Source organism: Bacillus sp. JJ1521, from assembly GCF_036965165.1.
Lineage (GTDB): Bacteria > Bacillota > Bacilli > Bacillales > Bacillaceae_L > Ferdinandcohnia.
In genome coordinates this window covers 25,748-37,744 of sequence record NZ_JBALOX010000133.1, presented here as the reverse complement: position 1 = coordinate 37,744, position 11,997 = coordinate 25,748, and the positions used below count along the sequence as shown (strand labels likewise).

Sequence of the window (11,997 nt, the reverse complement as noted above, 5' to 3'; positions counted from 1 at the left end):
CAAGCCCGAAAAAAATCGGGCGCAAATACGCTAAGGCGCATTTGATTTAGTTAGGAGGTTATTCGATGACGGGTCTAGTTGCGGTAGTCATGGTATTTTCAATTCCACTTGTTGCGATTATTACGAGCCATTTTCAAACACAATCAAAATACAAACAAAGAATCATTCAGGATGAATTGGAATTAGAAAAATTAAAGCATGAAAATTATTTGCTTGAAACCGAAAAAATGCGTGCGGAGCTTGAACTAATGAAGCTTGAAGCCCCTAAGGATGAAACAAAAATAATTTGATCGAAAGCACCCATCTAAGGGTGTTTTTTTATAAAGTCGTTTATTTCCTTTTTCCCTCGCAGGATAATCACTGTATTATCTTGGGATAATCGATTAAGTCTTTCCTGCATTTTATCGATTCTTGGTTTGTAGGTTGTCCAGATGAATTTGATAAACTCCCAATCTATTTTTTCGGTACAGCCAAGGTCGGGACGCTTTTTTCCGATGTGTGTAAAATAGCGTTTGAGCACCCGGAAGAGGCACTGATATCTAGGAATTTCGAGATAGATGATGGTATCAGCTTGCTTAGCACGAAGTTCGAAGGTGCCGCTATAATTTCCATCGATAATCCAGCTGTCTTTTGACAGAATTTCCTCTTGAGCTGCTGTAAACTCTTCATACGATGCTTCGACCCAGCCTGGTTTCCAAAAATAGCTGTCCAAATGGTACACGTCAATTCCTATTTTGTTACCTAACTTCCCGGCAAATGTGGATTTTCCAACTCCAGACGAAATGCCGATAACCATGATTTTTTTCATGCGTCTCCTCGCTTTATTCGTATTTATTTCATGCTATAATTTTACTAGTTAAATAGTTTTAGCTTAATTCAGTGGGGGGACACTCCCCACTAAATTAAGCTAAAGCCTCTGGCGGATGCCGCGATTTTTCAAAGGAAGATTTTCGAGCATAAGATCAAAGACTATGAACGCCACATCCTGTGGCAACGTCTTTGTGACCCTCGTGTGGGCCTAAAAAAATGGGCGCAAATACACCAAGGCGCATTTGATTTTATTTGAAATTATTGGAATGAAAGAGAAGCATGAAAGAGAGCGATGGGCAAGATACTAAAGAAAAGTGTATTTGAGGTGATTATGTTGTGGAATAAAAAAAGAATCGCTATTGTAGCACTAGCAATTGCAGTAGGACTATCTCTTATTGTTTCTTTTTCACTTTTTGATAATGGGGATCAACCAAACCCAAGAACGTCTTCAACTGGTTTCTCTCCTCTTCATTTAGGAAATGAAACGATGGATACGTCTCCTCAAATTATGAATGTGGACTCGATTCAACTATATAATAATGTTCAAAAACAATTGGACAACCATAAAGAAATTGATGTTATTGACCATAATGGAAAAGACAAAAGCCATTACCATCACCATCAGGTCATTGTTGATTTTAAAAATCATCTGACACAAGATGAAATTAAACAAATCGAAAAAGATATACAGGGAAAACTTTTACGTAAACTTGATTCATCTTATATTTTTGAATCGGACAACATGAAGACTCCCCAAATGATTTCGTATTTCGATAACAAAAAAAATGTGGAATTTGCCGAACCCAACTACATTTTAATGCAAAACCAACAGCATCCGAATGATCTCCTTTACAATGATTTTCAATGGAATTTACGAATGATTGATTCAGAAAACGGCTGGGGAATTACTCAAGGATCCGATAAGGTAAAAATTGCAATTGTCGATACTGGTGTAGACCTAGATCATCCTGACCTCGTAAATCGAATTGTCAGCGGCTATAACGTTCTTAAAGACAATAATGTTCCGGATGATGACAATGGACATGGTACGCATGTTGCAGGAATTATTGCCTCGCAAACAAATAATCACGAGGGAACGGCTGGAATCACATGGTTTAACCCGATCATGCCGGTGAAAGTAATGGGCTCTGATGGATATGGTTCCACGTTTGATATTGCCCGTGGCATCATTTGGGCAACGGATCATGGTGCCGATGTCATAAACCTTAGTCTTGGTAACTACCAGGGATCAAAGCTATTAAAACAAGCAGTTGAATATGCTTACCGACATGACGTTGTAATGGTTGCTGCATCAGGAAATGATAATTCGAGTCAGCCGAGTTACCCATCCGCATATCCGCAAGTATTAAGTGTTGCAGCCGTTGACTTAAACGGGGACAAAGCGGAATTTTCGAATTACGGCGATTATATCGATGTAGCTGCTCCAGGGGTGACGATACCAAGTACCTACATCGATGAACAATATGCTGCATTATCAGGGACATCAATGGCAGCACCACATGTTGCTGCTCTTGCAGGTTTAATGCGCTCCATTAATCCAAACCTTTCAAATAAGGAAATAATCGAAATTATTAAAGGAACAAGCTTAGACCTTGGAAAAGCAGGGAAGGATATTTATTTTGGAGAGGGACTCATTGATATTGTCCAAGCATTAGGGAAAGCAAAGGAAGGAGCTAAGTAAAAAGTGGGTTACCCCCACTTTTTTTCTTTTGGAAATTCATATTCCATTTGATTATGGAAAGGCTAAAAATGAAATTGGCAAATGTAAGTTTTCGTTAATGGAGGAAGGAAATTGTCTAATACTGGAACTCTACAACGAAGTGAGTATCGTCTTATCATCGCCGCAGTTTTACTCATTGTCATTTTTATATCTCCGTATTTTATACTTGGAGAGAATGCTCATTTACGAGTTCATGACAATTTAGACTCAAATATTGCCTGGTATAGGGTGCTTGCTAGGAGCCATCAAATGGTTGGACCAGTCGATGCGACCATCCCCCAAATTATCAATGGTGAACTCCAAAGAGGTGCATTTGGTACCGAATTTAGCGGAATTGTATGGTTACATGTCCTTTTTCCACCGATGGTTGCTTATGGCTTAAGCCAATTTATCACACGATTTTTCGCATTTCTTGGGATGTATTTATTATTAAAAAAACATTTTCTTGTGCGTACTGAATGGTCTTGGATTCGGGTTGGGGTTTCATTAGCTTTTGCACTGACACCCTTTTGGCCATCAGGAATGCTGAGCACACTTGGGATGCCACTAGCACTTTGGGCACTTCTCAACATTCGTTCAGGTGAAAGGTCATGGGTGAACTGGTTAACATTGACCTTACTCCCACTCTATGCGAGCATCGTCCTTGGTTTTTTCTTTTTTATAAGCGCAATGGGTCTAGTGTGGATTGTCGATTGTCTACGTGGTAAGAGATGGAACCTTCGCTTTTTATGGGCACTCATTTATTTCACATTGATTTTTATGGTGGTTGAATACCGACTTGTATACTCGTTTCTTTTTATGGATGAACCAAACAGTCGTGACGAGTATTTTCATGCTCGATTATCATTCCTAAATGCCTTACAACTTTCCTTAAAAAATTATGTCATGGGTCATACCCATGTCATGAGTGTTCACGGCATGATCATTTTGCCTGTTACCTTACTAGCCTTGAATATTGTAATACTAAAGAAGCAATGGAAACAAGAAAAGCTTTTTCTTTTCTTACATATTCTTAATGCGCTTTTGTCAGTCTGGTATGCATTTTGGTTTTATAAAGGATGGGTTCCTTTAACGGAACGGTTTCATTTTCTAAATACCTTTAATTTTGCAAGATACCATTTTCTGAGGCCCATGGTTATATACATTTTATTTGCCATTTCATTAAAAATCTTGTGGGAATATAAAACATATTGGAAGCAAGCGGCTATTTTTTTCCTCATTGCTCAATTAGCGGTAGTGACCTCATTTAATGAGGAAATCGTGTATAAAAAGAAGCCAACCTTTCAACAGTTTTATGCAGAAAAACAATTTGAGGAAATCAAAACCTATATCGGATTGCCACAAGCGGAATACCGTATTGCCAGTATCGGCCTTCATCCTGCCATCGCTCAATTTAATGGGTTTTACACGCTCGACACATACAATAATTATTATCCTCTTTCCTATAAGTATCAGTTTCGTGAAATTATCGCGAAGGAATTAAAAAAGGATAAAATACTACGCCAATATTTCGATGAATGGGGCGGTCGGTGCTATATCTTTTTAGACGAAATTGGGAAGCATTATATGTTCAAAAAGACCTCAAAAAAAGGTATTAAAAAAATGGAATTAAATATGCAAGCATTTTACGAGATGGGTGGCAGGTATATTTTTTCGGCCTTGCCCATCAAAAATGCCGCGAAAAATGAGCTAGTTCTTGAACAAACCTTCGATTCACCTGAATCAGCTTGGAGGATTTATTTATACCGGGTTTCCCTTTCGCAGGTAGAATGAAAGGATCATAATCCGAAATTAATGTCTGGGGGGATTCATCATGAATGTACCACTACTTACAATCGTCGTCCCTTGCTACAATGAAGAAGAAGTTCTTCCTGAAACGATGAAGCAACTACGAACCCTTTTAGATGAGCTTATTACAGACAAACTTGTTTCAGAAAAGAGCAGGCTCTTATTTGTCGATGATGGCAGCAAGGACCAAACCTGGTCCATTATTTATAAAAAAGGACTAGAAGACAACAAGATTAAAGGACTAAAACTCGCACGAAACGTGGGACACCAAAATGCTTTACTGGCTGGATTATTCGCTGCAAAACGCGGGTCTGATTGTCTTGTGTCGATTGATGCAGATTTGCAGGATGATATTGCGGTCATACGCGAGTTCCTGAATTGTTATTCGAAAGGGTTTGAAGTCGTATATGGTGTCCGAAAAGAACGCAAGACAGATACCTTTTTTAAAAAACATACTGCACAAAGCTTTTATAAATTGATGCATTTCATGGGTGTCAACCTTATTTATAACCATGCTGATTACCGGTTAATGAGTAGACGAGCCGTTCAAGCACTCGAACAATTTAATGAGAGCAATCTTTTTTTACGTGGGGTTGTTCCTCTTGTTGGCTTTCAATCGACGTCTGTTTTTTATGATAGAAAAGAACGAATGGCGGGAGAAACGAAATACCCACTACGGAAAATGATCTCGTTTGCCCTTGATGGCATTACATCCTTTAGCGTTACACCGATTCGCTTCATTTCCTTGATTGGGTTTCTCTCCTTTTTTGTCAGCTTTCTGTTTGGGGGATACTTTTTCTATTTAAAATTTAGCGGACAAACCCAGACAGGATGGACATCCATGATTACCTCGATTTGGTTAATAGGTGGGCTGCAATTGATTGCTTTAGGTTTTATCGGAGAATATATCGGAAAAATCTATAGGGAGACAAAGCGGCGACCGAAGTTTGTTGTGGATATTGATACCTATAATCTTGCGGTTCCGGAAGAAGAGCATTTAGCACCAGAAGAGGGTGAACATTTGATTGATTACAACCCACTTTCTGAAACCAACTAATACACTTTTTCGCTTTTTGCTTGTAGGAGTACTGAATACCCTTGTTGGACTTTCCAGTATTTTTTTGTTGTTGCAGGTGGTCGGTCTCTCCTATTGGCTATCGACCTTTCTTGGCAACTCGATTGGCGGCGCAGTAAGCTACATGTTAAACAGACGATTCACTTTCGATAGCAAGACCTCGTATGGCAGAAGTATCCCCTTGTTTATTGTAGTGATTTTAGGTTGTTATTTTCTTTCTTTTTCGATAAGCAAGATTTTGGCGGGATTCATTTTTGTGCAATATCCAAATGAGATTGCCGTCTTACTTGGGACAGGCCTTTATACGATTCTGAATTATCTCGGGCAAAAACATATCGTTTTTCCTAAAAAAAAGCACTTTGATTAAGTGCTTTTTTTCATATTTTTTATTATTTTTTGAAGGAAAACAACACCAACGCTTAAAAATACGACTGCAAGGATTGCCGGTAATCGACTTTTTTTAGCGGGTTCATCCGGTTTGATATCCGCACGAGTCCCCATCACTGCTTTTGGAATATCCCTTTTAAGCTGCTTCGTTGCAAGCTGTCGACCATCATCCCCAAGTACATGAAGTGTTCCTTGGTCATTCATTGCCATTTGAACAGCCTCATTTTTCTTTTGCGTGTATTTAAGTGGTTGGTTTAGATGGTAGCTCTCATTCTGTTCATCGTAAAACTGTTGGTTTGCTGCCACTTCTGTTACTTCAAAATTCTCAAAGCCATAATCTAAAAGGGCCACGGTATCCTCATACGCAACTCCCTTACGATCTGCCTGTAAAACAATGGCAATCAAAGATAAATCTCCTTTTTCAGCAGATGTTGAAAGGGTGTTACCTGATTCGTCAACAAAACCAGTCTTCCCTCCTGTGATCCCTTCATAGGGGATTTCGCCTCTAAGCAATAAATGGTGGCTTAAAAGGGTTGTATCCCATGATTTACCATCCCATGCTAATTCCTTCGTCCCAAAAATCTCACGAAAAACGGGATTCTTTAGCGCATATTTCGTAATTAAAGCAAGATCATATGCAGATGTATAGTGATTTTCATCAAAGAGACCGTGCGGATTCGTAAAATGAGTCTCTTCGACTCCAATTTTTTCTTTTAAATATTTATTGATAGAATGCGCAAAAGACTCAATATCCCCATTTAGATGCTCTGCAATCGCAACGCCAGCATCGTTTCCGGAATTAATTAATAAGCCTTGAATAAGATGTTTTAGTGTAACCTGTTCCCCTACTTCTAGGTAAACGCGCGTACCATCCGTTTCATACGCATTTGCGCTAACCGTTACAACATCATTTAAATTTCCATTTTCAATCGCATAAATGGCCGTTGCCATTTTCGTTAAACTTGCCGGGTACATTTTTGTATGACTATTTTTCTCATATAGGATTGAACCATTATTTGCATCCAATAAAATAACTGCTTCACTCTTAATCACAGGTGCCCCAATTGCCTCAGCACTCTCTGCATAAGCTTGAAAAGGCGAAAGTGAAGTCATCAGAAATACTAGAACTAAAACTAAAAATAACTGCTTCATTTCACTTCTCCCTTTTGGAACATAGGGACTTACTCCCGTGTCCTAGCTGTGTTTTTTTATGAAACGGACAAGGACTTGATCCCTCGTCCCCGATTTTACAATTACAGATATTCGTATGTCAAATCCGTTTTCTGACGAGACTTAGAAAAGCGCAAGGCGCCCGACAAGCACAAGACCAGCGCTGACAGAAGGCGTTTTTTGCCTTCAGAAGCGATTGGCTTGTGACCTCGAGCAGTTGGCGCCTGGAGCTAGACAGATAAAAGACGCTGGCTTTGATTTTTTGCCATACGTCTTTTTTTACATTATTTATGATATGTGTAAATAGAACTCCACTCGTGAATGATATTTGTAGCCAAGAGTGCTTCTCTCGCATACTTTTCGGCTTTCTTCATGAGTTTCTTTTCATCCAACTGACCGTCAAAGTCAGGGTTCACCTTGTAATACATATAGGTGTTGGTTTCGTGTTGGCGAAACCGAACAAATGCAACAAAATCTTTCTCTTTATAAACGGAATAATAGTAATCCGTAGACTCCCTAAACAATTCAAAATCGGTCCAATTAGTCACCTTATATCCTTCTGCATCCGTCATTGGGACAAGGTGCAAATCTATTTTAACGTCTGTAAATATGTCTGTAACCTTGAAATGCTCTACTACAATAATGGTATCCTCATTAAGTTCAAAGCCATCATTTTTTAACGGCTTCTCCCAGCTAAAAATATGGTCCTCGATAAATTCATCCAAAGTGGAATTTTCACCTTTTGCAATTCGTTCTCCCACTTCACCTTGAATTTCGCCAAATCGAATTTCGTAAAAATCAGTGATTTGGAGGTTTGCTTTATGCTCATTTCGCTTTGTAAAAACCCGAATGATATCATCAATTTCGCTTTTTTCTTCGCTCGGCAATTGTTCATACCAAACCTTTGGAGTACAGGTGACCGTCTTCACACCTCGCAGTACTTCTTCTAGCAGTCTTTCATCATATTCATCTCGACCCCAAAAATCGATTCGTTTCATTCAATCACCTCTTCCCACTCTTTAAATTATAAAGGGGAGGTTTGAAAGAAACAACCAAAAACTCATAAGCTCGGAAGGCACTGGGCTAATTTTCCTTCATAAAATGTTTTAAACAACTCATACTACATATGAAATGTTAAGAATGGAGATGAAACTGTTGGGTAGAACAAAACGAGGAAACGCGAATGCGCAGCGCAATAATAATGTAAAAAAGGGAAATAGAATCAGCTCGGAACTTGTTGAATTTGCATCCTATACAGAAGTAGAAGCAGAAAAACAAAACGTTCAAAAGAAGAAGAAATAGGCATTTAGGCCAAGGTTCGCCTTGGCCATTTCTAGTTCGCTTACCATAGTGCCAATCTCCTTTCAAAAATAGAACAATTTGAGAAGATCTACCAAAAAGAAATCCTAACTAGTAAACATATTCAAAAATTGACAAGATTGTTGCTACAGTTAGATACGCCATATGTTGGAAACATTTTAGATAGGTTCGGGATTAAAGAAAGCGAGCTTTTAAAGGGGGTGCATTGCCCAGTATGTGAAGCATTACCAATGGAGAGAACTCCAGTAAATGGAAATGTCTTAAGTGCGGCTACTCCTCCTATGATGCACACCTTGACTCCGTTTCTCATTATTTTCTTCTATTAGGAAATACAATCACAAATCAAAAATTACGAGATTTTCTACTCCTTCCATCTCGTCATGCGGCAAGAAATATATTAAAATCATGGAACTTAGCACATCAAGGTAATACAAAGGAAGTGTTTACTTTTTTCAAGATAAGTGAATTTCTCCGATGCAAGAAAGCAAAAACCCAAGAATGGATTTTTACATTCTTGGGTTTATCATCATTTTTGGTTACTGATTATTGTAGAATCAGGTTATCGCACAATTATCCCAAATAAAACGCAATTATTCAAACTAACGCGCAATTCCACCCAACTAAAACGCAATCAGGCATAGTCGGTCCTTTTTTAGAAATGTTTCGTATACCATTGGGCAGCAGCTGCAACCTCAGTGCCCGTTAGCATATGCCCATTATTCTCCCAGTGAACCTCGACATTTGCATTTGCTTTTTGTAATAAATCTTGGAGATCAATTGTTTCCTGTGCAGGACAGATTGGGTCATTTTTACCCGCAGTAATATAGACTGGTGTGTCCGTTAAATCAGGCAAGTCAATTCCTCGTCTTGGCACCATTGGATGGTGGAGGATGGCTCCTTTTATTGCATCCTTATAATGGAACAATAGGCTGCCAGCAATATTTGCCCCATTCGAATATCCGATTGCTACAATATTATCTCGATCGAATGAATATTTTGTGGCTGCTTCATCAAGAAACTCATTTAATTCTTTTGTTCGGAAAATAAGATCTTCCATATCAAAAACACCTTCAGCTAAACGGCGGAAAAAGCGTGGCATACCATTTTCAGATACATTCCCACGGACACTCAATACAGAAGCGTCTTGGTCAATATGTGGTGCTAACGGCAATAAATCAGATTCAGTTCCACCTGTCCCATGTAATAACAGAAGGGTTGGTTTTGTTTTATCTGTACCTTCTCGAAAAATGTGCTTCATTATAATTCCCTCCAAAACAAATCTCGTTCTAGTATTTCCTACCGAAACTCAAATAATAGAATAAATTTAGATATCTTAATTTCAAGGTAATATACTATAAGCCATTTGTCAAATGTCATATAACGTGGACAGGTTTCATATCTTTTTATATACGTTATTAGGAGGGGCAGTATGAATCGAAAAATCATGTTTCTGTTTATTTTACTAGCGTTTTTACTAGGATGCACTGCAAATTCAAAGACAGCGTCTGATCTTTACAGCCCCATTGGCCAAGATCTCTCAAAAGAGGACCAGGTCTTATTAGATAGCCTACAAAGTCATGTACAAAAATTTATCCAACTTAATCAAGAACTGGACATGCTTTTGGAGGAAATGAAAAAAGATGATGAACTTGAGGCAGCTGTTGAAACGATGCAAATCGCGAACGAAGAGGCAATGTACATTTTTAACTTAATTGAACTTGATGACATACCGACTAATAAAAATTTACATGAACTTCGGATTCTTGTTCAAACCTCTATTGAAAAATACATGGAAACCATGAATTTGTTGCTTGACGGGATTTCTTCTGGAGACCCACAGAAGACGGATAAGGCTTATGAAGAAAAGAAAAAGATTAATGAGGAATTTGAGAAATTGTATAGTTCAATGAATGATTAAACCGATATAGGGCATCTCGATTCTAAAGAATAGAAATCATTATTTAACCTATACTACCTTATATGAAGAATTGAGGAGGTGACCTCATGGACAAGCATTATGTACGCTTATCTAGTGCTGAAATCGGCGGATTATGGACAACTTTCATACAGGGGAGTATGACCGTTTGTTTGATCAAATATTTCCTTCACCATTTACGTGATGAGGAAATTAAACCTATTATGAAAAAATCTTATCAAATATATAGTGACCAAATGAAAGAAATAAAGCAGATTTTTGCAGAGGAGAAAATCCCTTTACCTGATGGATTTTCAGATGACGACCTTAACCTGTCCGCCCCGCCACTTTTTTACGATTCATTCGCTCTCACATTTATTTATGCAATGAGCCGAATGAACATGATTAATTTTAGTTTCGCTACAGCCAATACTGCCAGGGAAGATATCCGGTCATTTTTTTCAAATTGCCTTTCGGATGCATTAAATCAATATAATGAGGCTACACAATTAATGCTTGAAAAGGGAATTTATGACCGTCCACCAATGGTCGTTTATCCATCTGAAAATGAATATATAGAAGACAAGACATACTTAACAAAGCTATTCGGTGAAAAAAGACCATTAAATGTGGTTGAGATAACGGATATGTTTTTTAACATTGAACGCAATTATTTTGCGATTGTCCTTTGTATGGGATTTCAACAGGTCGTTCAGGACAATGAAATCCTTGAATATATAAAGGATGGAAGAAAAATTTCCGAGAAGCAAATTACCTTTATTAATGACTTATTTATAAAAGAAAATCTTATGGGAACGATGACCATTCCAATGGAGGTAACTGCTTCGACTATTTCTCCGTTTTCTGATAAACTCATTCTCGTGCTCTTTCAAGCACTCAACGGAATCGATATTACCCTTATTGGTCATGCCCAGGCATTATCGATGAGAACAGATTTAATTGCTTTTTATTCTAAAACAATCGGCGAGATTTTTTTATATGCTGCAAAGGGCTTTAAAATGCTGGTTGAACGTGGCTGGATGCAAGAACCTCCCCACAATCTTGATCGGAATAAACTAAACAACATGTATAAATAAACGACGCGCAACTTGAGGCATGTCGTTTATTTTTCATTTATTTGAAACCTTTTTCCCTTTCTGTCCGTAAATAGAGTATTCCAAATTAGGAGAGGTTTAAGAAAAAAACAGATTGCATACTATAAACTGTATAGTAAAATCAAAAAGAAACATTTTTTACGAGGGGGAATCCATCTTATGAAACGTACAGGAGAAATTGTGTTAACGATTATTGGAGCTTGTTTTTTCGCATTAATTAGTGTATTTGGGTTTATGTTTTTAGGCCTTAGTGGAGATAATACATTTACGCAGGAAATGGAGAGCATTATTGTTGCTGAAGATCCATCTTTACAAGGAACAGATTTTGCTTTCCTTTCAGATATCGTTTCTGCCGGTGGCTGGTATTTTATCATTGTGGGCATACTTGCCGTTATTCTTGGAATTGTTTCACTGGTTCTTTTAAAAGGCGATAAACACCCGAAGGCTGCTGGTATTATATTAATTGTTGTAGCAATACTTACTGCACTTGCAACAATCCTAATCTCAATCATCTCAAGTATTCTTTACTTAGTCGCAGGTATCCTTTGCCTCGTTCGAAAGCCAAAGGAAACATTTAATCCTGAATACTAACTTTATTCAGTCGAGCTACAATCCCGACTAAATAAAGTTAGAGCCTCCGGCGGATGCCACGATTTTCCAAAGGAAATTTTTCGAG

The 11,997-nt window shown here is 38.1% G+C and carries 13 protein-coding genes; 9 read left to right on the top strand and 4 right to left on the bottom strand.

Annotation, left to right across the window (positions count from 1 at the left end; all coding sequences use genetic code 11):
• Positions 1-65: 65 nt before the first annotated feature.
• Positions 66-290 carry a hypothetical protein gene (locus V7147_RS17500; RefSeq protein ID WP_335369118.1) on the top strand — a complete coding sequence of 75 codons (225 nt, stop codon included), beginning with the start codon at positions 66-68 and terminating at the stop codon, positions 288-290.
• A 14-nt stretch (positions 291-304) separates the two neighbouring features.
• Here V7147_RS17500 and V7147_RS17495 read toward each other — a convergent pair whose 3' ends face one another.
• Positions 305-808, bottom strand: coding sequence for a topology modulation protein (locus V7147_RS17495; protein ID WP_335369117.1), 504 nt, complete (start codon positions 806-808; stop codon positions 305-307).
• Positions 809-1,144: 336 nt separating this feature from the next.
• On the opposite strand from V7147_RS17495, the gene V7147_RS17490 reads away from it, so the two are divergent.
• The 4 genes from V7147_RS17490 (at position 1,145) to V7147_RS17475 (ending at position 5,781) form a co-directional block, all read left to right on the top strand.
• Positions 1,145-2,512 (top strand): S8 family peptidase, encoded by a 1,368-nt coding sequence (locus V7147_RS17490; protein WP_335369116.1) that lies wholly within the window; start codon positions 1,145-1,147, stop codon positions 2,510-2,512.
• A 111-nt stretch (positions 2,513-2,623) separates the two neighbouring features.
• Entirely contained in the window at positions 2,624-4,324 is a 1,701-nt protein-coding gene (locus V7147_RS17485) for a DUF6044 family protein (RefSeq protein WP_335369115.1), read from the top strand.
• Between the two features lie 40 nt (positions 4,325-4,364).
• On the top strand, positions 4,365-5,396 hold the full coding sequence (locus tag V7147_RS17480; RefSeq protein ID WP_335369114.1) for a glycosyltransferase family 2 protein: 1,032 nt from the start codon (positions 4,365-4,367) through the stop codon (positions 5,394-5,396).
• On the top strand, positions 5,365-5,781 hold the full coding sequence (locus V7147_RS17475; RefSeq protein WP_335369113.1) for a GtrA family protein: 417 nt from the start codon (positions 5,365-5,367) through the stop codon (positions 5,779-5,781). The genes V7147_RS17480 and V7147_RS17475 overlap by 32 nt, the downstream gene beginning before the upstream one ends.
• Here V7147_RS17475 and V7147_RS17470 read toward each other — a convergent pair.
• Positions 5,778-6,953 (bottom strand): D-alanyl-D-alanine carboxypeptidase family protein, encoded by a 1,176-nt coding sequence (locus V7147_RS17470; protein WP_335369112.1) that lies wholly within the window; start codon positions 6,951-6,953, stop codon positions 5,778-5,780. The two genes, V7147_RS17475 and V7147_RS17470, sit on opposite strands and share 4 nt — an antisense overlap.
• 302 nt (positions 6,954-7,255) lie before the next feature.
• Positions 7,256-7,969: an ASCH domain-containing protein gene (locus tag V7147_RS17465; protein ID WP_335369111.1), complete on the bottom strand. Its 714-nt coding sequence runs from the start codon at positions 7,967-7,969 to the stop codon at positions 7,256-7,258.
• A gap of 157 nt (positions 7,970-8,126) precedes the next feature.
• Between V7147_RS17465 and V7147_RS17460 the strand changes: the two genes are divergently transcribed.
• A complete protein-coding gene (locus tag V7147_RS17460) occupies positions 8,127-8,273 on the top strand; it encodes a hypothetical protein (RefSeq protein ID WP_335369110.1) in 147 nt (48 codons plus the stop codon).
• Between the two features lie 670 nt (positions 8,274-8,943).
• Here V7147_RS17460 and V7147_RS17455 read toward each other — a convergent pair.
• Entirely contained in the window at positions 8,944-9,549 is a 606-nt protein-coding gene (locus tag V7147_RS17455; RefSeq protein WP_335369109.1) for an alpha/beta hydrolase, read from the bottom strand.
• Between the two features lie 171 nt (positions 9,550-9,720).
• Here V7147_RS17455 and V7147_RS17450 point away from each other — a divergent pair, with 171 nt between their 5' ends.
• The 3 genes from V7147_RS17450 (at position 9,721) to V7147_RS17440 (ending at position 11,912) form a co-directional block, all read left to right on the top strand.
• A complete protein-coding gene (locus tag V7147_RS17450; RefSeq protein ID WP_335369108.1) occupies positions 9,721-10,209 on the top strand; it encodes a hypothetical protein in 489 nt (162 codons plus the stop codon).
• 86 nt (positions 10,210-10,295) lie between these two features.
• The gene (locus tag V7147_RS17445; RefSeq protein WP_335369107.1) at positions 10,296-11,303 is read left to right on the top strand and encodes a DUF3231 family protein; all 1,008 of its coding nucleotides are present in this window, start codon (positions 10,296-10,298) and stop codon (positions 11,301-11,303) included.
• A gap of 177 nt (positions 11,304-11,480) precedes the next feature.
• Complete coding sequence (locus V7147_RS17440; protein ID WP_335369106.1) at positions 11,481-11,912, top strand: DUF4064 domain-containing protein; 432 nt, start codon at positions 11,481-11,483, stop codon at positions 11,910-11,912.
• Positions 11,913-11,997 lie beyond the last annotated feature (85 nt).